General features: G+C 71.4%; 18 protein-coding genes, 1 tRNA gene and 1 riboswitch. Of the genes, 6 read left to right on the plus strand and 13 right to left on the minus strand.

Translation table 11 applies throughout. The features are described from left to right. Nucleotides 1–11 precede the first annotated feature (11 nt). A complete protein-coding gene (locus tag OGH68_RS14175) occupies nucleotides 12–335 on the minus strand; it encodes a hypothetical protein (RefSeq protein WP_264244042.1) in 324 nt (107 codons plus the stop codon). A gap of 98 nt (nucleotides 336–433) precedes the next feature. Here OGH68_RS14175 and OGH68_RS14180 point away from each other — a divergent pair, with 98 nt between their 5' ends. Continuing rightward, a complete protein-coding gene (locus OGH68_RS14180) occupies nucleotides 434–664 on the plus strand; it encodes a DUF4287 domain-containing protein (RefSeq protein ID WP_264244044.1) in 231 nt (76 codons plus the stop codon). A 98-nt stretch (nucleotides 665–762) separates the two neighbouring features. Here OGH68_RS14180 and OGH68_RS14185 read toward each other — a convergent pair whose 3' ends face one another. Together OGH68_RS14185 and OGH68_RS14190 are read right to left on the minus strand one after the other, a co-directional pair. Beyond that, nucleotides 763–1635, minus strand: a complete 873-nt coding sequence (locus tag OGH68_RS14185; RefSeq protein WP_264244047.1) for a Bax inhibitor-1/YccA family protein — start codon at nucleotides 1633–1635, stop codon at nucleotides 763–765. A gap of 154 nt (nucleotides 1636–1789) precedes the next feature. After that, nucleotides 1790–1871: transfer RNA gene (locus OGH68_RS14190), tRNA-Leu, on the minus strand. Between the two features lie 363 nt (nucleotides 1872–2234). Here OGH68_RS14190 and OGH68_RS14195 point away from each other — a divergent pair. Together OGH68_RS14195 and OGH68_RS14200 are read left to right on the plus strand one after the other, a co-directional pair. After that, the gene (locus OGH68_RS14195; RefSeq protein WP_264244050.1) at nucleotides 2235–3005 is read left to right on the plus strand and encodes an ABC transporter ATP-binding protein; all 771 of its coding nucleotides are present in this window, start codon (nucleotides 2235–2237) and stop codon (nucleotides 3003–3005) included. A 119-nt stretch (nucleotides 3006–3124) separates the two neighbouring features. Continuing rightward, entirely contained in the window at nucleotides 3125–5662 is a 2538-nt protein-coding gene (locus OGH68_RS14200) for an ABC transporter permease (RefSeq protein ID WP_264244052.1), read from the plus strand. Between the two features lie 74 nt (nucleotides 5663–5736). On the opposite strand, the gene OGH68_RS14205 is transcribed toward OGH68_RS14200, so the two are convergent. From OGH68_RS14205 to OGH68_RS14215, 3 genes are all read right to left on the minus strand, one after another. Further along, entirely contained in the window at nucleotides 5737–7026 is a 1290-nt protein-coding gene (locus OGH68_RS14205; RefSeq protein WP_264244054.1) for an SAM-dependent methyltransferase, read from the minus strand. Nucleotides 7027–7649: 623 nt separating this feature from the next. Further along, nucleotides 7650–9029, minus strand: a complete 1380-nt coding sequence (locus tag OGH68_RS14210) for an NAD(P)/FAD-dependent oxidoreductase (RefSeq protein WP_264244057.1) — start codon at nucleotides 9027–9029, stop codon at nucleotides 7650–7652. A gap of 318 nt (nucleotides 9030–9347) precedes the next feature. Next, nucleotides 9348–10439 carry a helix-turn-helix transcriptional regulator gene (locus tag OGH68_RS14215; protein WP_264244060.1) on the minus strand — a complete coding sequence of 364 codons (1092 nt, stop codon included), beginning with the start codon at nucleotides 10437–10439 and terminating at the stop codon, nucleotides 9348–9350. 454 nt (nucleotides 10440–10893) lie between these two features. Here OGH68_RS14215 and OGH68_RS14220 point away from each other — a divergent pair, with 454 nt between their 5' ends. Next, nucleotides 10894–12057, plus strand: coding sequence for a S8 family peptidase (locus OGH68_RS14220; RefSeq protein WP_264244062.1), 1164 nt, complete (start codon nucleotides 10894–10896; stop codon nucleotides 12055–12057). Nucleotides 12058–12147: 90 nt separating this feature from the next. Here the strand turns inward: OGH68_RS14220 and OGH68_RS14225 are convergent, their stop codons facing one another. After that, nucleotides 12148–13029, minus strand: a complete 882-nt coding sequence (locus OGH68_RS14225; protein ID WP_264244064.1) for an NAD(P)-dependent oxidoreductase — start codon at nucleotides 13027–13029, stop codon at nucleotides 12148–12150. Nucleotides 13030–13125: 96 nt separating this feature from the next. On the opposite strand from OGH68_RS14225, the gene OGH68_RS14230 reads away from it, so the two are divergent. Together OGH68_RS14230 and OGH68_RS14235 are read left to right on the plus strand one after the other, a co-directional pair. Then, entirely contained in the window at nucleotides 13126–13476 is a 351-nt protein-coding gene (locus OGH68_RS14230; RefSeq protein ID WP_264244067.1) for a winged helix-turn-helix transcriptional regulator, read from the plus strand. Nucleotides 13477–13601: 125 nt separating this feature from the next. After that, on the plus strand, nucleotides 13602–14402 hold the full coding sequence (locus OGH68_RS14235) for a VOC family protein (RefSeq protein ID WP_264244069.1): 801 nt from the start codon (nucleotides 13602–13604) through the stop codon (nucleotides 14400–14402). On the opposite strand, the gene OGH68_RS14240 is transcribed toward OGH68_RS14235, so the two are convergent. The 6 genes from OGH68_RS14240 to OGH68_RS14265 all read right to left on the minus strand — a co-directional run bounded on the left by OGH68_RS14240 (nucleotide 14399) and on the right by OGH68_RS14265 (nucleotide 20214). After that, on the minus strand, nucleotides 14399–15340 hold the full coding sequence (locus OGH68_RS14240; RefSeq protein ID WP_264244072.1) for a Ppx/GppA phosphatase family protein: 942 nt from the start codon (nucleotides 15338–15340) through the stop codon (nucleotides 14399–14401). The two genes, OGH68_RS14235 and OGH68_RS14240, sit on opposite strands and share 4 nt — an antisense overlap. Further along, nucleotides 15337–15873: a DUF501 domain-containing protein gene (locus tag OGH68_RS14245; RefSeq protein WP_264244074.1), complete on the minus strand. Its 537-nt coding sequence runs from the start codon at nucleotides 15871–15873 to the stop codon at nucleotides 15337–15339. The genes OGH68_RS14240 and OGH68_RS14245 overlap by 4 nt, the downstream gene beginning before the upstream one ends. A gap of 38 nt (nucleotides 15874–15911) precedes the next feature. Next, a complete protein-coding gene (locus OGH68_RS14250; protein WP_264244077.1) occupies nucleotides 15912–16394 on the minus strand; it encodes an FtsB family cell division protein in 483 nt (160 codons plus the stop codon). Nucleotides 16395–16485: 91 nt separating this feature from the next. Further along, complete coding sequence (gene eno / locus OGH68_RS14255; protein ID WP_264244080.1) at nucleotides 16486–17778, minus strand: phosphopyruvate hydratase; 1293 nt, start codon at nucleotides 17776–17778, stop codon at nucleotides 16486–16488. Nucleotides 17779–18115: 337 nt separating this feature from the next. Further along, a complete protein-coding gene (locus OGH68_RS14260; protein ID WP_413470982.1) occupies nucleotides 18116–18808 on the minus strand; it encodes a transglycosylase family protein in 693 nt (230 codons plus the stop codon). A 3-nt stretch (nucleotides 18809–18811) separates the two neighbouring features. Continuing rightward, nucleotides 18812–18997: riboswitch (cyclic di-AMP (ydaO/yuaA leader) on the minus strand. Nucleotides 18998–19266: 269 nt separating this feature from the next. Next, nucleotides 19267–20214 (minus strand): transglycosylase family protein, encoded by a 948-nt coding sequence (locus OGH68_RS14265; RefSeq protein ID WP_319020205.1) that lies wholly within the window; start codon nucleotides 20212–20214, stop codon nucleotides 19267–19269. Between the last annotated feature and the right edge of the window lie 111 nt (nucleotides 20215–20325).

The raw sequence follows: 20325 nt of genomic DNA on the forward strand, positions 1-20325 counted from the left end.
CCGCAGCGGTCCTACAGCCCCGACCGCTGCTCCGCGGACCTCACCAGTGCGACGGCCTCGTCAACGGCGCGTGACGCCGCCGGCACCGAGCGAAGCGCCTCGGCCAAATCGTTCGCAGCCACCAGCACCTGGTCGGCGACCGTGAACACCCCGGCGTCCGGCATGGTCCTCGGCTCCCGCTCCGGCTCCTCGATCCGCTGCGCCCTGGCGGACAATTCCCTGGCCAGGGCCAGTGCCTCCGCCGCCGCGCCCCTCTGCAGCCGGCTCTGCGGCGCGGCCCGCAGACGGTCCGCGAAGCGCTCCGCCGCAGCGGTCAGTTCCGTCGTATCAAGCACTCCGCGACCCTACGCGCCCGCGCGGGACTGTTGCCAATACGCACGGGCTCAGGCACGGTGGCGTGAAGAGCACACGCGCAATGCGTCCGGAGGCGCCGATGTCCCAAGTCTTCTCCGAAGAGACCCACCGAAATCTGCTCTCCCGAATCCCCGAGTGCACCGGTCGTGCCGTGTCCGACTGGATCCGCACCGTCGAGGAAGGACCGTCTCTCTTCAATTTCGAGGAGAAGGTCAGCTGGCTCCGGGGCGAACACAACCTCGCTTACGGCCACGCCAAAGCGATCATCCACGAGTACGACCTGAGGCGCGCCGCGCGCAAGCTGCTCTAGGCGCTTCAGGTGCCGCACGCGACCGAAGGGCCCGCAGGCAGTGCCTGCGGGCCCTTCGTACGGCTGCCGCCCGGCCGGAGGCCGGGCGGCGGAGCCGGCTAGTCCTCGCCGCTGAAGATGGCCACCAGACGCAGCATCTCCAGGTAGATCCAGACCAGCGTCACCGTCAGGCCGAAGGCCGCGAGCCAGGACTCCTGGCGCGGCGCACCGTAGGTGATGCCGTCCTCGATCTCCTTGAAGTTCAGGGTCAGGAAGAAGCAGCCGATCAGGATCGCCAGGATGCCGACGATCGCGCCGATCGGGCCGAAGCTGCGCAGACCGCCGTCCTCGGCGACGCCGAAGACCACCAGCAGCAGGTTCACGGCCAGCACGGCGATGAAGGCGAGCGCGATGGTCATGCCGATGCGGGCGTACCGCGCGGTGACCCGGATCCAGCGCTGCTTGTACACGAACAGCATCGCGCCGGTGACGGCCATGGTGCCGACCACCGCCTGGAACGGCGCACCGTCCCAGCGGGTGTTGAACATCTCGCTGATCACGCCGAGGAAGATGCCCTCGAAGGCCGCGTAGCTCAGGATCAGCGCGGGCGACGGCGTCCGCTTGAAGGACTGGACGATCGCGAGGACGAAGGCGACCAGGGCCGAGCCGATGGCGATCCCGTAACTGGTGGGCGACACCGGCAGCAGGGCCCATGCGAGGACCGCGCCGAGCACCACGGTGCCCAGCGTCATGCCCGTGCGCGTGACGACGTCGTCCATCGTCATGACGTCCGTACGGACCGGTGCCGGGGCACCGTGCTGCGTGCCCGCCGGGGCGTAGGGGTTGGTCGCGTAGGGGTTGCCGGCGCCCTGGGCGTAGGGGTTCGTTCCTACGGCGGGGCCCCCGGCCTGCGGCTGCTGCGCGTTGAAGCCGGCGTAGCCGTTGTCACGGCTGAACCCCCGTCGCGAGAAGACCGGGTTGCTGCTCCTCATCTCACTCCTCCTTGGCCACCGTGCGCGGCCTAGAAGTCAAGAGTAATGGGCAAGCAAAGAGAACGCCCTAGTGCTCGGGGAGGATCTTTCCGAGATCGTGACACGGGGGCGGCGGTCCGGGGGACCGGCGTGGCGGGGGCGACGGGGCGTCGAGTGCCCGGAGCCGGACTTGAACCGGCACGCCCCGAGGGGCAGCGAGGTTTAAGCTCGCCGTGTCTGCATTCCACCACCCGGGCGTGGCGCGAGGGCTCCGCGTCGGATCACGAGCCTATCGGTGCAGATCGCTCGCCCATCTGGACGATGGCCCGATCTTGGCCTGTTCCAGAGGCTCCTGAGGGAGCGTCAGGCCAGATAAGAGAGTATTCGCGCGCCCCTCCCGGCGCATGGGAGCACCGCCACGGACCGCCGGGATTGACGGAAAAGCGCCCTCCGCTCCCCCATGGCCCCTCAGGGCGCCCGTCATCCCAAAGGAGGAGGAACGTGGCGCCCGGTCCGACCCGAGAGGGCCCTGGGAACGGGCACCGGGACTGACGATCCGCGGCGCCGGCGCGGACAGGATGGTGTCGACCCCACAGAACACCTCGACAGGAGCTCTCCTCGTGACCACCACCCCCATCGCTCACCGCGCCACCGCAGTGGCGGCCCGCGCCACGGACCTGTCCAAGGTCTACGGACAGGGCGAGACCCAGGTGGTCGCGCTGGACCATGTGAGCGTCGACTTCCGGCAGGCCGAGTTCACCGCGATCATGGGCCCGTCCGGCTCGGGCAAGTCGACGCTGATGCACTGCGTCGCCGGCCTGGACAGCTTCAGCTCCGGCTCCGTACGCATCGGTGAGACCGAACTCGGCAGCCTGAAGGACAAGCAGCTGACGCAGCTGCGCCGCGACAAGATCGGCTTCATCTTCCAGGCGTTCAACCTGCTGCCGACGCTGACCGCGCGGGAGAACATCACGCTCCCGATGGACATCGCGGGCCGCAAGCCCGACCAGGAGTGGCTGCAGCGGGTCATCGACATGGTGGGTCTGCGGGACCGGCTCGGTCACCGGCCGACGCAGCTCTCCGGCGGCCAGCAGCAGCGCGTCGCCGTGGCTCGCGCCCTGGCGTCCCGGCCGGAGATCATCTTCGGCGACGAGCCGACCGGGAACCTGGACTCCCGCTCCGGCGCCGAGGTGCTCGGCTTCCTGCGCAACTCCGTGCGCGAGCTCGGCCAGACCGTGGTCATGGTGACCCACGACCCGGTGGCCGCGTCCTACGCCGACCGGGTGATCTTCCTGGCGGACGGCGCGATCGTCGACGAGATGCACAGCCCCTCCGCGGACGGCGTGCTCGACCGTATGAAGGCCTTCGACGCCAAGGGCCGCACGAGCTGACGCCCGCCGGGGCAGCCGCGCCTGCCCCGCCCCCAGACCTCCTTCTCGTCACTGTCCGGCCCGCGGCCGGCCCGCCGGGCCGGCCGTCGCGCCCCGACGCCCACTTCCAGGACACCCACATGTTCCGTACCGCCTTGCGCAACGTGCTTGCGCACAAGGCCAGGCTGCTGATGACCGTGCTCGCCGTGATGCTCGGCGTCGCCTTCGTCTCCGGCACCCTGGTCTTCACCGACACTCTCGGCAATGCCTACCGCAACCAGTCCGCCAAGAGCTACGACGACGTCGCCGTCGCCGTGACGACCTACATCGACCCGAGCGACGCCGAGAAGGACGCCGGCGTCGACGAGAAGACCCTGGAGAAGATCCGGGGCATAGACGGCGTGGCATCGGCCGCGGGCCGGGTCTCCGGCTTCGCCGGCGTGGCCGACCAGGACGGCAGGCTCATCGGCAACGGCTGGTCCAACACCGGGGCGAACTACGCCCCCGTCAAGGACGGCACGGACCCCGCGTACACCTTCACCAACGGTGCGGGGCCGCGCGAGGACGACGAGATCGCCCTCGACAAGGACTCCGCCGCCAAGGGCGGGTACGAGGTCGGCGACACCGTGCGGGTGGCCACCAACGGCCCGGTGAAGGAGTACACCCTCGCCGGCGTCTTCACCACCGAGGACGGCGCGGTCAACGCGGGCGGCAGCCTGGTCCTCTTCGACACCGACGTGGCCCAGCGGCTGTACCTCCAGCCCGGGTACTTCGCGGACGTCACCGTGACCCGAGAGCCCGGCGCGTCCGACGCGAAGATTCTCGCCGCCGTGGAACCGCTGCTGCCCGAGGACTCCGAGGTGCAGACCGGCAAGGAGCTGGCGGACGAGCAGGCCGAGCAGATCGAGAGCGGCCTGTCGAACCTGAACACGATGCTGCTCGCGTTCGCGGCCATCGCCCTGTTCGTCGGCGTCTTCCTGATCGCCAACACCTTCACCATGCTGGTCGCCCAGCGAACCAAGGAGCTGGCGCTGCTGCGCGCCGTCGGCGCATCCCGCCGTCAGGTGAAGCGCTCCGTGATCCTCGAGGCGCTGGTCGTCGGCGCGATCGCCTCCGTGGTGGGCTTCCTGCTCGGCCTGGGGCTCGCGACCGGTCTGCGCTCCGCGATGAGCACCTTCGGTGCGAAGGTGCCCGCCGGACCGCTGGTCGTCTCGCCCACCGCCGTGGCCGCCGCCCTGGCCGTCGGTGTGGTGATCACGGTGCTGGCGGCGTGGCTGCCCGCCCGCCGGGCCGCCAAGATCCCGCCGGTCGCGGCGATGAGCAGCGTGCACGCGGTGGCGACCACCAGGTCGCTGGTGCTGCGGAACACCATCGGCGGTGTGCTCACCCTGCTGGGCGCCGCCGCGATCGTCGCCGGTGCGGCGGCGGGCTCCGACGGCCGAATGATCATCGGGGGCGGCGCGTTCCTGGCGCTGGTCGGCATCATCGTCCTGATCCCGCTGCTGTCCCGCCCGGTGATCGCGCTGGTGCGGCCGCTGCTGAAGGGCGTCTTCGGGGTCTCGGGCAAGCTCGCCGGGCAGAACGCGGTGCGCAATCCGCGCCGTACGGGAGCCACCGCCTCCGCGCTGGCGATCGGTCTCACCCTGGTCACCGGGATCTCCGTGCTCGGCGCCACGATGGGCCGGGCCGTGGACCAGATGACCACGGACAACATCCGGGCCGACTACATGGTCTCGATGGCCGGCGGCGGCGCGCTGGACAAGTCGGCGCTGGACGCGATCGAGAAGGCGAAGGGCATCGGCGCCGTCTCCCCGCAGCAGGCGTCCTCGATGGAGATCAAGGGCGAGTGGCACTCGGCGTCCGCGGTCACCCCGGGCGACGTGGAGAAGGTCTTCGACCTGGAGACGGTCACCGGCTCGCTCGCCACGCTCGGCAAGGGGCAGATCGCGGTCGACGAGGACACCGCGAAGTCGAACGGCTGGAAGACCGGTGACACCCTGCCCGCCGAGTTCGGCGAGGAGGGCAAGAAGGAGAAGAAGACCCTGACGGTCGGCGCCGTCTACAAGGGCAACGAGTTCCTCTCGCCGATCCTGGTCGCCACCGACGTCGTGGCTCCGTACGAGCCCAAGCCGTACATCCCCGAGATCTGGGTGACGATGGACGGCGGCGCGACCGCGGCGAACGAGCAGGCGCTGGTCGACGCGCTCGGCGACAACCCGGCGATGAGCATCATGGACCAGCAGGACATCCGGAACATGTTCGGCGGCTTCATCAACACGGCGCTGAACATCATGTACGGGCTGCTGGCGATGGCCCTGATCATCGCGGTGCTCGGTGTCATCAACACCCTGGCGATGTCCGTCTTCGAGCGTCAGCAGGAGATCGGCATGCTCAGGGCGATCGGGCTTGACCGCGGCAAGGTGAAGCGGATGGTCCGGCTGGAGGCGGTGGTGATCTCGGTCTTCGGCGCGGTGGTCGGCATCGGTCTCGGCTCGTTCCTCGCGTGGGCGATCGGCGAGACGATCCGCAAGGAGATCCCCGGTTATGTGCTGGTCATGCCGTGGGACCGGATCGGGATCTTCCTGCTGCTGGCCGGAGTGGTCGGCGTGCTGGCCGCGATGTGGCCGGCGCGCAGCGCGGCGAAGCTGAACATGCTGACGGCGATCAAGACGGAGTAGCGACCCGGCGGACGGGCCGAAGGCCCCGTGGCGTGTGCCGTACGCACGCCACGGGGCCTTCGGCCGTTGTGCGGTCAGCGCCAGTCGCCGGTCCGCAGCGGCACTCCCGAGCTGCCGCTGTCAGGGGTCCTCACGGCGAGGATCTGGTTGACGCCGATCCTGTTGCGCTCGAAGGAGACCGCGGAGGCGGCCATGTAGAGCCGCCACACCCGGGCACGGCCGGCCGAGGTGAGCCGCGCCGCCTGCGGCCAGGCGCTCTCCAGGTTCGTGACCCAGGCGCGCAGCGTGCGGGCGTAGTGCTCCCGGATCGCCTGGACGTCGCGGACCTCGAAGCCTGCCTCCTCCAGCGTGGCGACGGTACGGCCCAGGGGCGCGAGTTCGCCGTCGGGGAAGACGTACCGGTCGATGAACTCGTCGACGTGGTAGGCCGACTCGTCCTTCTCGGGCCGGCGGGCGATCTGGTGGTTCAGCAGCCGGCCGCCGGGCGCGAGGAGGGAGAACAGCTGGTCGGCGTACTCCCGGTAACGCACCCGCCCGACGTGCTCGGCCATCCCGATGGACGAAATCGCGTCGTACGGACCGTCCCTGACGTCGCGGTAGTCCTGGACCCGGATCTCGACGCGGTCGGTGAGACCCTCGTCGGCGATGCGCTTGCGGGCGTAGACGGCCTGCTCGCGGGAGAGGGTCACGCCGGTGACCCGGGCGCCGTACTCACGGGCCGCGTGGACGGCCATCGAGCCCCAGCCGCAGCCCACGTCGAGAAGCCGGTCGCCCTCCCGCAGCCCGAGCTTGCGGCAGACCAGGTCCAGCTTGTCGCGCTGCGCCTCCTCCAGGGTGCCCGCGTCGTCCCAGTAGGCGCACGAATAGACCATGGACGGCCCGAGCACGAGCTCGTAGAAGTCGTTGCCGACGTCGTAGTGGTGGCTGATGGCCTCCTTGTCCCGCCGCCTGGTGTGCAGCGGACCGGTGCGGCGGCGCACCTCCTCCGGGGGCGGGGGCGGGGGCGGCAGCACCCCGCCGAGTTTCAGCAGACCGCGGGCGGCGGCCCGCAGCCGGGGGTCGCGCACCGGGTGGACGGCGGTCTTCTGGTCGGCGCCGCGTTCCCAGAGAATCCCGGCGAGCACGTCCAGCGCCTCGTACAGATCGCCGTCGATGTCGATCTCCCCGGCGACCCAGGCCCGCGCGAGCCCCAGCTCACCCGGCCGCCACAACAGCCGCCGCAGGGCGCGCCGGTGGCGTACGACGAGGGTGGGCGCGCCCGGCGGCCCGGATTCACTGCCGTCCCAGGCGCGGATGCGTACGGGGAGCGGGGCTCCCAGCAGCTCCTCGGCAAGAGTGGTCAGCCGCAGCGCGGCATCGGCCATGGCACACACCTCCGTGACGGTGGTTCCCACGAACGCCCGGCAGTCCCGCGCCGGCGGGTCTGCACGGTGCACTTCCCTCAACAATGCGACCACCGTGAGTGTTTCCCCGCGCTACGCCGCGCACAGCGAATCAGCCACGGATGGCACCTGGTCGGCCCCAACCGACGCCCGCGCGGCTCCGAAGATTGCGTTCCGGCCCGGCAGCCAGGGCGCCCACCCGGGCGCGGGGCGCCCGGCCCGGCCGACCCGGACGCGAGGGCAGCCCGGACGCGAGGGCGACCCGGACGCGAGGGCGACCCGGACGCGAGGGCAGCGCGGCACGCAGCCGGCGCGGGGCGACCGGACGGCATGGCGCGGCCCGGCTGACCGGCGCGGGCGCCGGGCCGGCGGGGGCGGGGTCGGGCTGCCGGCAGGCGGGGTGGCGCTCCTGCGCGGCCCGCCGGCGCGGGCCCCGGCTCGGCGGGGGCGGGGTTGGGGCGCGGCGAGACCGCGGTCGGGCAGCCCGGATGCGAGGGCGCGGCCCCCCCTGAGCCCGGCCTGGCGTGCCGGCGGCGCGGGAACGCCGAAGGGGCCGCCCGCACCACGGATGGCGGACGGCCCCTTCGGCAGGGCGAGCGGTACCGCTAGGAGGCCTTGGCCTTCTCGGACTCCGGCTTGGCGGCGACCGGAGCCGGCTTGGCCGCCTCGTAGAACTCCTCGCGCGGGGACTCCATCGCGCCGAGGGAGACGACCTCGCGCTTGAGGAACATCGCCAGCGTCCAGTCGGCGAACACGCGGATCTTGCGGTTCCAGGTCGGCATGGCCATGCCGTGGTAGCCACGGTGCATGTACCAGGCCAGCCGGCCCTTGAGCTTGATCTTGACCTTGCCCATGACGATCATCGCGACGCCCTTGTGCAGGCCGAGACCGGCGACCGCACCCTTGTTCGCGTGCTCGTAGGACTTCTGCGGGAAGCCGCGCATCCCGGAGATGACGTTGTCGCCGAGGACCTTGGCCTGGCGCAGCGCGTGCTGCGCGTTCGGCGGGCACCAGGCGTTCTCGACGCCGGCCTTGCGGGCGGCCATGTCGGGGATCTGGGCGTTGTCGCCCGCGGCCCAGATGTAGTCGCTGCCGTTGACCTGGAGGTTCTCGTTGCAGTCGACGTGGCCCCGGGGGCCGAGCGGCAGGCCGTAGCGGGCCAGCGCCGGGTTCGGCTTCACGCCGGCCGTCCACACGATGGTGTTGGAGTCGACCTCGAGGCCGTTCTTCAGCACCACATGGCCGTCGACGCAGGAGTCCATGGAGGTGGAGAGGTAGACCTCGACCCCACGGCCCTCGAGGTGCTCCTTGCCGTACTTGCCCAGCTTCGGGCCGACCTCGGGAAGGATCTTGTCGGCGGCGTCGACGAGGATGAAGCGCATGTCCTCGCGCTTCACATTGTTGTAGTACTTGGCCGCGTCACGGGCCAGGTCCTCGACCTCGCCTATGGTCTCGGCGCCGGCGAAGCCGCCGCCGACGAAGACGAAGGTGAGCGCCTTGCGGCGGACGTCCTCGTCGGTCGTCGAGTCGGCCTTGTCGAGCTGCTCGAGGACGTGGTTGCGCAGGCCGATGGCCTCCTCGATGCCCTTCATACCGATGCCCTGCTCGGCGAGGCCGGGGATCGGGAAGGTGCGCGAGATCGCGCCGAGCGCGACGACCAGGTAGTCGAAGGGCAGCTCGTACGCCTCGCCGACGAGCGGCGAGACGGTCGCGACCTTGCGGTCCTGATCAATGGTCGTGACCCTGCCGGTGAGAACCTCTGCCTTGGGCAGCACGCGTCGCAGCGGGACGACGACATGCCGAGGCGAGATGCTGCCGGCGGCAGCTTCGGGGAGGAAGGGCTGGTACGTCATGTACGACCGCGGGTCGACGACCGTGACGGTCGCTTCGCCGTAGCGCATCTTCTTGAGAATGCGCCGAGCTGCGTACAGGCCTACGTACCCACCGCCTACAACGAGGATCCTGGGACGCTCCGTGGTGCTCATGCCATCGAGTATCCACCCCCCTCGGAGGGGGTGCTCGTGAGCCCCTTCACAAGGTCTCCTGCCCACTCTGCTACACTGCCCCGCCCACGTGACCGAGGTCATGGTCCGGACAGGGAACCACAGGGCGGCGGGGAACGTTGATCACCCCTCTGAGCTGGCCCCTAGGCCGTACGGGCGGGCGGAGCGCCCCTCCTTGCGCTCTGGGGGCGCGGACGACCATGCACCTTCGAATGTGCTGCTTCGATCCCAACAGGCGGGCATGAGCGGGCTTTCGGGGCCCGGATGGGCCCATCGGCGCGCTTTTCCTTGTGAAGAACTTCACGAACTTTCTCGCGGAGCATCGCCGGGCGGATCCAGAAGGCCCAGTCCGGCTGCCCGTGCCCCCGCCGCGAAGCGGCTCTCCGCACCCAGTTTGGCGATGAGAGCGGTCAGCAGGCGGCGCAGTGTCCGCTCGGAGCAGCCGAGCCTGCGGGCTATCGCCTCGTCCTTCGCGCCGGTGGCGAGCAGGGCCAGGATCTCCCGCTCCCGGAGCGACCACTCCTCCGCCGAGCCGCCGCTCCCGGGGCGTCCCGCCCGCCAGGGCCGGCCGACGCTCCAGTGGTGGTGGAAGACCTGTGTGAAGCACTCGGCGAGCCGGGCGCTGTGCAGGATCACGTCCCCTGAAGAGCTGCCCCGCGAGGCGGCGGTCCCGGACGCAACGCTCCCCGACCCGAGGGCGCCGGCCCCCTTCTCCGTGGGCCCGAGAGCCAGGACCGTCACCGCCCGGTCGACGACGTTCAGGTGGAGCGGGACGGTCTCAGCCACCCGTATCCGCGCTCCGTGCTCCACCAGCGCGGAGAGGTAGCGCCCAGCGCCGGCGCGCCGGGTGGCCCGCGCGGACACCAGCAGGCGCAGGTCGACGCCGCGCCCCAGCATCCGCAGGTCCGTGTCCAGACCGTCCACCAGCACCTCTTGCGCCGGGAAGGTGCTGCGCAGCCCGAGGAGCTCGTCCCGGCACAGCGCGTCCAGGTCGTCCATGCGCTGCCGGAGCCGTGTCCGGTCGGTGAAGAACTCCGCCTCCACCGTCTCCCGTCCCGCGTGCCGCACACCGGGGAGCAGCCGCAGGACGTCGTCGAACGCCTCCAGTCCGCGGTGCAGTTCGTCCCAGGACCGGCCGAGCCGCTCGCGGTGCTCGGCCAGCAGATCGTGCAGCGCGTGCTCCGGCGAACTGACCTGCCGGCGACCGTCGTCGAGCAGATGCCGCTCACCGAGCCACCGCCGTACGTCGCGGGGCAGCGCGGCCGGGTCACCGGCGTGCGCCGGGCTCTGTTCCGTCCGGCCGACAAGAGCGGTGTACGCGCCGCACGCGGCGTCCCTGATGTCGTCGGCCGACGGTTCGGTCTCCGAGTGGGGGGACTCCTCCGCTGGCATGGACAGACCGTAGAACCGCCGCCCGCGCCTTGGCCATGGCCGCGGTCGAGGTCATGGCCCCGGCCTTGGCCACGGCCCGTTGTCCGCTAACGGTCACGCCTGATTCGGCCCTGGTAGGTGGCCCGTTACCGCCAGTATGTTTTCGCCACGCACCGGCAGTCTCTCCAGGCCAGGCGAGCGGCGATCCCGTACGCAGGCCCTCGTTCCGGTGCCCGCCGGCGCCCTCCGCGAGGACCGGCGGACCCGGTACGGGCGGGATCTGCCCCGCCCCTGCCGGCGCACGCCGCACCACCGCCGTACGGCCCCTCGCCGTACGGCGCGCTGTTCCACCTTCCGCGCCACGCCCGCCATCCCCACGGGACGGTCCCCGCCGCTCCCGGCACGGCGACGGCGAGCGCGCCCCCACCCCACCGGCCGTGCCCCGGCCGGTACCACGAAAGGTGTCAGCTTCCCCATGCGCAGAACCCAGCTCGGTGCCCTGGCCCTGGCCGTCCCGTTGGCCCTGGTCCCCGCCGTCGGCTCCGCCGCTCCCGCCCCCGAACCCGCGTCCGCCGCACTGATCACGGTGGCCGACGCTCCCGCCGCCCAGGAGATCAAGGGCCACTACATCGTGACCCTCAAGGAGGGCGTGGACCCGGTCGGCCTCGCCAAGGCCACGTCGGTCAGGGCCCGGCACGTGTACGAGGAGGTCCTCAACGGCTTCGCCGCCGAGCTGACGCCGGGCCGGCTCACGGCGCTGCGGCGCGACTCGCGGGTGCTCTCCATCGAGGAGGACCAGAAGGTCGCCGCCGACGCCACCCAGTACAACGCCCCTTGGGGCCTGGACCGTACGGACCGGCGCAGCGGGCTGAACGGCACCTACACGTACGGCCGCAACGGCTCCGGCGTGACGGCGTACATCATCGACAGCGGTATAGACACCTACCACTCCGACTTCGGCGGCCGCGCCCGCAATGTCTTCGACGCGTTCGGCGGCAACGGACAGGACTGCAACGGACACGGCACCCACGTCGCCGGAACCGTCGGCGGCTCGACGTACGGCGTGGCCAAGGGAGTACAACTGCGCGGGGTGCGCGTGCTCGACTGCGAGGGCTACGGCTCCTACTCCGCGATCATCGCCGGCTTCGACTGGGTCCGGCAGTACGCCGTCAGGCCCGCGGTCGCCAACGCCTCGCTCGGCGGCGGCTACTCCTCCGCGATGAACAACGCGGCCACCAACCTCGCCGACTCGGGCGTGCACCTCGCCGTCGCGGCGGGCAACGAGAACCGGCACGCCTGCAACGTCTCCCCGGCCAGTGCTCCCGGCACGATCACCGCCGCCGCCTCGGACTCCTACGACCGCAGGGCGAGCTTCAGCAACTACGGCGACTGCACCGACATCTACGCGCCCGGCGTGAACGTCACCTCCGCCCGCCCCGGCGGTGGCTCCACCACCATGAGCGGCACCTCGATGGCCTCGCCGCACGTCTCCGGTGTGGCGGCCCTCTACAAGTCGGCGTACGGGGACGCGGCCACCTCGACCGTCAACAACTGGTTGATCAACAACAGCACCACCAACGTGATCCGCGGCAACTACAGCGGCACCCCGAACCGCCTGCTGTTCAAGTCCACCCTGTGACCCGGAACCGGGGAGGTACCGGGCCGGCAAGGTGACGCCCGGCCCGGCCGGTGTGCCCCCTGGCCGGGCCGGGCATGTCCCTCGCAGACCTCACCGGGCCAGCAGGTCGACCATGCCGCTGCCGTCCTCCTCGCCGTGCCCGTCCTCGAGGTGGCGCGCCATCAGCTCCGTGTAAGGGGTCAGCAGCTCGGTGCTGACCCCCTGCTCGTCCGCCGTACGCAGCAGTGTGGCGTTACCGGTGACCATCATGGCGAGGTTGGACACGACGCCCGTGGTGCGGTCGCCGCTCTCCAGCCGCTCCGCGGTCGTGTGCGCCATGGGCGCCATGGCGACCAGCCAGTCCGCCAGCAGCCCGGCGAACTTGCCGGGCGCGATGTCCTCCTTGCGGATCAGCGCGAAGGCGTGGTGCACCCCGGCGAACATCCCGGTCATCGCGCTGAGCAGCGCGACGTCGTGCAGCGCGGCGAAGCCGGGGTCCTCCCCCACGTACCTGGCACCGGACGGCACCGCGAGGGTGTCCCGGTGGGTGTCGAAGAGGGCGCGGGGCCCGCTGTAGAGGACATAGCCCCCGGAGTCGGGGACTCCGATCATCGGCGGTACGGCCATGATGCCGCCGTCCAGCAGACGCGCGCCGCGCCGCCGCGCCCATTCGGCGCGGGCCCGGGCGTCGCCGGGGGTGCCGGTGGTGAGGTTCACCAGGTCCTTGCCGGTCAGGTCGGCGTCGGCGAGGACCTCGCCGACGGAGGCGTCGTCGAGCAGGCAGAGCACGACCAGTTCGTTCGCGGCCACGGCCCCGGCGGCGGTGGCCGCGACCCGCGCACCCGCGGCGGCGAGCGGCTCGGTCCGGGCGGGAGTGCGGTTCCAGACGGTGACCTCGTGCCCGGCGGCGAGCCAGGCGCGGGCCAGGGCGGTGCCCATGGCGCCGAGGCCGAGGACGGAGACGGGAGGCTTCCCAAAGGCGTTGTCAGTCATGCGGTTTAGCCTTGTCGCAGGCCCCACGACCATCAAGTACGCACTTTCGAGTGGGTGGTTACCCGGGGGTCAGTGACCAGGCAGGAGGGCCGGCGGATGACGACCACACGGAGGCCGGGGGCGTACCACTGCGGGATCGACGCGGCGATGGACGTGATCGGCGGCAAGTGGAAGGTGCTCATCCTGTGGGCGCTCGACGAGCGGGCGCGCCGTTTCGGCGAGCTGCGCCGGCTGCTGCCCGGCATCACGGAGAAGGTGCTCGCCTCGCACCTCAGGGAGCTGGAGACGGCCAAAATCGTGCGCCGGGAGGAGTTCGAGGAGGTCCCGCCCCGCGTCGAGTACTCCCTCACGCCGCGCGGCGTGGCACTCAACGAGGCACTGGCGCCGCTCGGCGCCTGGGGCCGCGAGCACGTCATCGGCGGTACGGCGGTGACGCCCGGCGGCTGACGCGTTCCGTACGGAGGCACGGACGCACGGACCCGGCCCGGTCGGCGCGCGAGGGCCCGCCCCCGGTGACAGGCTGAAGCGCAGCACCCCGGACAGACCGGGGAAACCCGGAGAAAGGGAATCGCGTGATCACCACTGACTTCGTCCCCGGCTCCCCCGCATGGGTCGACCTGGGCGCTCCCGACGTCGACGCGGCCGCCGCGTTCTACGGCGCCGTGTTCGGCTGGCAGGCCCAGGCCTTCGACGAGCAGATGAGCAGCTACAAGGCGCTCCGTCTCGACGGCAGGACGGTCGGCGCGGTCGGGCAGCTCACCGAGGAGGGCGCCCGCTCGGCCTGGATGGTCTACTTCGGCACGCCGGACATCGAGGCCACCGTGAAGGCCGTCGAGCAGGCCGGCGGCGCGGTCCGCACCCCGCCGTCCGAGGTGGCGGACGAAGGCCGGTTCGCCCAGGTCACCGACCCGCAGGGGGCCCAGTTCGCCCTGTGGCAGCCGGGCAGCTACCCGGGCCTCCAGGCCGCCGACGGGCCCGGCAGCCTCGGCTGGGTCGAGCTCTGCACCACCGACTCGCAGGCCGCGCAGAACTTCTACGGCACCGTCTTCGGCTGGACCGGCCAGGACATGGAGCTGCCCGGCGGCGGTGGCACGTACACGATGGTGACGCCGAAGGACCAGCCCGCCGAGCGGATGTTCGGCGGGATCATGGCGGTCCCCGACATGTTCGCGTCCGGGGACAACCGGCCCTACTGGCACCCCGTCTTCGGTTCCGCCGACTGCGACGCCACGATCGCCCTCGTACGGGAGAACGGCGGCTCGGTCTCGATGGGCCCGGAGGACGCGGAGGGCGTCGGACGGCTGGCGGTCTGCAACGACCCGGCCGGGGCGGAGTTCGTGGTCCTCAAGCCGGAGCCGTCGCCCGCCTCCTAGTCCCGGTCCTCGCCTGCGACGCTGTAGGCGATGCCGTCGAGGATGTCGTGTTCGCTCACGACGACCTCACGGGCACCGATGCGCCGCATGATCGTGAGCAGCACCAGCGCCCCGGCCGCGATGACGTCGACGCGGCCGGGGTGCATCACGCCGATCGCCGCCCGCTCGTCGTGCGTGGAGCTCAGCAGCATGGTGGTGACCTCCTCGACCTGCTCGTAGGAGATCCGCGAGTGGTGGATGGCCTCGGAGTCGTACGCGTCGAGGCCGAGCGCGATCCCGGCGACCGTGGTCACCGAGCCGGCGAGGCCGACGAGGGTGCGGGCCTGCCCGATGGGCACGGTCTTCTCGACGTCGTCGAGCGCCGCCTCGATGTCGGCGGTGATCGCCGCGATCTGCTCCGGCGTCGCCGGGCTGTCCGGCGCGTGCCGCTCGGTCATGCGTACGCAGCCGATGTCGACGGACCGCGCTGCCCTGGCGTGCTTCTCGCCCACCACGAACTCGGTGGAGCCGCCGCCGATGTCGACGACCAGATAGGGCTTGTCGAGGTCGGAGCGGTGGTCGAGGGAGTTCGTGGCGCCGGTGAAGGAGAACTCGGCCTCCTGGTCACCGCTGATCACCTCGGGCTCCACACCGAGGATGCCGAGTACACCGGTGACGAACTCGTCCCGGTTCTCGGCGTCCCGGGACGCGGACGTGGCGACGAAGCGGAGGCGGTGCGCTCCGTGCTCCTTGATCGCGGCGGCGTATTCGCGGCAGGCCGCGAACGTGCGCTCCAGCGCCTCGGGGGCGAGCCGGCCGGTGCGGTCGACGTCCTGGCCGAGGCGGACGATCGTCATCCGGCGGTCGAGGTCGACGAGCCTGCCGGTGGCGGGGTCGACGTCCGCGACGAGCAGGCGGATGGAGTTGGTGCCGCAGTCGATGGCGGCGACGCGGGTCATTCGGCGTCCTCCCCCTGACCGCACGGGGTCACGCACGGGCCTTTCGCCCACCACTCGGGCAGCATGGCGATCGCCTCGTCGCCCAGCGGGTTCACCCCGGGGCCGGCCGCCAGCGAGTGGCCGACCAGGACGTGCAGGCACTTCACCCGGTCGGGCATGCCGCCCGCGCTGGGGAAGCCCTCCAGGACCTCGATGGCGTCACGGCGGGTGATGTAGTCCTCGTGGGCGGCCCGGTACGCGGCGGCGAGTTCCGGATCGGCCGCCAGGCGCTCGGTCATCTCCTTCATGACGCCGTTCGCCTCCAGCGTGCCGATCGCGGAGGCGGCCCGCGGACACGTCAGGTAGTACAGCGTCGGGAAGGGGGTCCCGTCGGGGAGCCGCGGCGCGGTCTCGACGACGTCGGGCTGCCCGCACGGGCAGCGGTGCGCGATCGAGCGCAGACCGCGCGGCGGCCGGCCGAGCTGCTCCTTGAACGCTGCGACGTCCGCGTCCGTGGGCTCGGTGGGTTCGGTGGTGGGAGGAGGGGTTTCCATGCCTGCCTTGTTCGCTGACTTGCTTCTGCTGCGGAGACTTACTTCTGCTGCGGGCCGTCGGCGCTGTCCACGCCGTTCCACACGTTCGAGTACCAGGGCCGGTCGGCCGCGCCGCCTTCCTCGCGCTGCTGCTCCGCGGCCTCGGGGTCGATCATGGTGTAGCCGGTCTCCCCTGGGAGTACGTAGTGCAGGTGCTCCCGGGCGAGCCGGCGGATGTACATGTCGTCCCGCAGACGCGCCTTCTCGTCCTTGAGCTGCTCGACTCGGCGGCGTGCCTCGTCCATCAGGCGTTCCTGCTCGGCGATGTCCGCCCGCTGGGAGACGTACTGGCGCATCGGGTAGGCGAGCGCCACGACGAGCGAGCAGACGACGAGAGCGAGGAAGGCGGCGCGTCCGGTGAGGCGGGAGCGGCGGGCCTGGCGGCGGTTCTGGGAGCGGTAGACACGGGCGGCGGTCTGCTCGCCGAGCAGCCGCAGCCTGGTCGCGGTGGAGAACCTGTCCGCTTCCGGCCTGCGCGCCATTCCCCTCGCCTCCCCTTCACACGCCGACGTCCCCGGACACGGTACGGGACCGCGGCCGGGGACGTACGGACGACAGGGCGTCAGCCGGTGATCAGCCCTCGAAGCGGAACCGCGGGAAGGCGCTGCGGCCCGCGTACACCGCGGCGTCGTCGAGGATCTCCTCGATGCGCAGCAGCTGGTTGTACTTGGCGACGCGCTCGGAGCGGGCCGGGGCGCCGGTCTTGATCTGGCCGCAGTTGGTGGCGACGGCCAGGTCGGCGATGGTGACGTCCTCGGTCTCGCCGGAGCGGTGGGACATCATGCACTTGAAGCCGTTGCGCTGCGCGAGCTCGACGGCGTCGAGGGTCTCGGTCAGCGAGCCGATCTGGTTGACCTTGACGAGCAGCGCGTTCGCGGCGCCGTCCTCGATGCCGCGGGCCAGACGCTCCGGGTTGGTGACGAAGAGGTCGTCGCCGACGATCTGGACCTTGGTGCCGAGCTTCTCGGTGAGGACCTTCCAGCCGTTCCAGTCGTCCTCGAACAGCGGGTCCTCGATGGAGACCAGCGGGTACGAGGCGACGAGCTCCTCGTAGTACTCGGTCATCTCGGCGGCCGAGCGGGACTTGCCCTCGAACTCGTACGAGCCGTCCTTGTAGAACTCGGACGCGGCGACGTCGAGCGCGAGCGCGATGTCCTTGCCCGGGGCGTAACCGGCTTCCTTGATGGCCTCGAGGATGAGGTCGAGGGCGGCGCGGTTGGACTCGAGGTTCGGCGCGAAGCCGCCCTCGTCGCCGAGGCCGGTGGACAGGCCCTTCTGCTTCAGGACCTTCTTGAGGGTGTGGTAGACCTCGGTGCCCCAGCGCAGCGCCTCGGAGAAGGACTCGGCGCCGATCGGCGCGATCATGAACTCCTGGATGTCCACGTTGGAGTCGGCGTGCGAACCGCCGTTCAGGATGTTCATCATCGGAACGGGCAGCAGGTGCGCGTTCGGGCCGCCCAGGTAGCGGAAGAGCGGCAGGTCGGAGGCCTCGGAGGCGGCGTGCGCCACGGCGAGGGAGACGCCGAGGATGGCGTTGGCGCCGAGCGAGGACTTGTCCGGGGTGGCGTCCAGGTCGAACATCGCCTGGTCGATCAGGCGCTGCTCGGTGGCGTCGTAGCCGACGAGCTCCGGGCCGATCTGCTCGATGACGGCGAGGACGGCCTTCTCGACGCCCTTGCCCTGGTAGCGGTTCTGGTCACCGTCGCGGAGCTCGAGAGCCTCGAACGCACCGGTGGAGGCGCCGGACGGAACTGCAGCACGACCCGTGCTGCCGTCGTCGAGGCCAACCTCGACCTCGACCGTGGGGTTGCCTCGGGAGTCCAGGATTTCCCGGGCTACGACGACGTCGATGGACGGCACGAGCATCTCCTTCTGGGATGTGACGCGAGAAAAGTGCAGAGGTCTGCTTGGCCTTGCGGCAAGAGCCTAACCGTCCCGGGCGCAAAGGCCGGCCGATGCCCGCCCCCTGGGACGAAAAAGGGCATCAAGACCCGTGGGAGGGGACAAACAAGGCGGTATCTACCTGCGAGTAACCGGCGCTTGGGGACCCGCGCCGCTACGGACCGGGCCCCGGCCCGGCGCGTACGGGGGAAGGCGCGCCGGACCGGGGTGCTCGGGTCCCGTTTCGAACGGGTGGGGGCTTCCCCGGCGCCGCGACGCCGAGAAGGTGCCCCGCCCACGGCCGCAGGGCCGCGGGGGAGGGTCAGCTCAGGTGGAGCTGCTGGCCCGGGTGGATCACGTCGGCGTCCTCGACGATGTCCTTGTTCAGGTCGAACAGCTTCTCCCAGCCGCCCTTGACCTTCTCGGCCTCCGCGATCTTGCTGAGGGTGTCGCCGGCCTTGACCTTGTACTCGCCGTCACCCTTCTTGAAGCCCTCGGCCCTGGGCGCGGCAGCGGCGGGCTCCCCGGCCTTCTCCGCCGGGGCCGGGGCCTCGGTGCGCTCGGAGCGCGTGGTGGGCGCCTCGGCGCGCTCCTCGGACGGCTGGGCCGGCGCGGCGTCGGCGGAGCCGCCGTCGTAGGAGGCGCTGGACAGGCCGACGCCGCAGCTCGGCCAGGCACCCTTGCCCTGACCGGCCAGGACCTTCTCGGCTATCTCGATCTGCTGCGCCTTGGACGCCTGGTCGGCGGTCGCCGCGTACGCGGTGCCGCCGTACGCGGCCCAGGTGGAGGCGGAGAACTGCAGGCCGCCGTAGTAGCCGTTGCCGGTGTTGATGGACCAGTTGCCGCCGGACTCGCACTGGGCGACGGCGTCCCACTCGGAGGCGGTCGCGGCGGAGGCGGAGGTCGCGCCGAGGACCGGGGCGGCGATGGCGGCGCCGGCGACACCGGCGAGCGCGACGAGACGGGTGACCTTCGACGGGCGACGGTGCTTGGCCTTGCCGGAAGAACGCAGCATGGAACTTCTCCTCACCGACGCCTACGAGGTGAGCTGTCGGGTTCGGGCCCGTGAGTTGCCCGGCCGCACGTCCGTGGGACGCGCGGGCTTCACCCCCAGCCGGCTCCGGTCCGTCGGTCTCTCGATCCGAACGAACGGTTCCGGCACTTACCTTGGGTCCCCCGCTCCTGCCTTCGGCGCTCTGAGCGACGACTGTTCCCCCGACCGACGGCAGGATTCGGCGTATCGGTCGACGGAGCCCGCGGTGGCGAGCGGTTCAGACCGTAGACACAGGACTCCCCGATGTTCAAAGTCGAACATCGGGGAGGAAACGCCCGAAACGAACACCGGCAGATGTCCGTTTTCGCAGGTGAGGGGCAGAGTGGCCGCATTCGTCGGGCGATGCGCGCCAATCCGGGCGAAGAGACCCTTGTCTCACTCGAACGAAGCGGACATAAGCCCACGAACCCCCGCCCGAACTAGCGCTGAGTCAGGCTCAGATCGAGGTGCTGACCGGGGAGGATGAGGTCGGGGTCGGCCCCGACGGTCTCCTCGTTGGCCTCGTAGAGGGTCACCCACCCGCCGGGCACCTCGTGCGCGGCGGCGATGTCGCACAGGTTGTCGCCGGGCTGAACGGTGTACACGCCGGGGCCGGTTGTCCCGTCCGCGCCCTGACGGCCGGAACTGTCACCCCTTGAGGCGTGGCGTCCGCCTTCACGGGCATCACCCGAATCGCCGGTCCCGGCCTCGCTGTCGGCGGGCTCGCCACGGTGCTTGCCGGTGCCGGCCGTCGCCTCGCCGGACGGGTCCGTCGCGGCGGCACCGTCCGTGGGCCCGGCGCCGATGTCACCGTCCTTGGGGGCCGGGTCGCCGGCGGCGTCGCCGGACGACTCGGCCGTGTCGCCGGTGTCCGATCCACCGGACTCATCGGAGGCGTCCGGGGTGCCCGTGGAGCCCTCGGACGTCTCGTCGCCGCCCGTGGCGTCGGCCGGGTCGGCCGGTTCCGCCGGGTCCAGGATGCCGAGCGAGTCGGAGGCGTCGGGCGACGGCTCGCCGGCCGTCGCGTCGCTCTCCTGCGGCAGCGGCAGGATGCCCGGGTCGACATCGGCCTCCGCGCCGTCGTCCTGCAGTCCGGCGAGGGGGCCGCAGGCGGGCCAGGCGCCGGGGCCCTCGGCGGCGAGCACCTTCTCCGCGACGGCTATCTGCTGGGAGCGGCTCGCGAGGTCGGCGCTCGCCGCGTACGCGGTGCCGCCGTAGGCGTCCCAGGTCTCCTGCGAGAACTGCAGCCCGCCGTAGAAGCCGTTGCCGAAGTCGGCGCTCCAGGCCCCGCCGCTCTCGCACTCGGCGACGCGGTCCCAGGTGCTCGCGTCGGCGGCGGACGCCGAGCCGGCGCCGAGCAGCGGGATGGCGATGGCCGAACCGGTCACCCCTGCCGCGACGATGAGGGCCGGAGCCTGGCGGGGTCGGCGGTGTCGTCCGTTCCCGGAGAGCATGCGGTTGCCTTTCGCGTGACAGCTGTGAACTCTGCGGCCTGCTGA

The organism is Streptomyces peucetius (genome assembly GCF_025854275.1).
Taxonomy (GTDB): domain Bacteria; phylum Actinomycetota; class Actinomycetes; order Streptomycetales; family Streptomycetaceae; genus Streptomyces; species Streptomyces peucetius_A.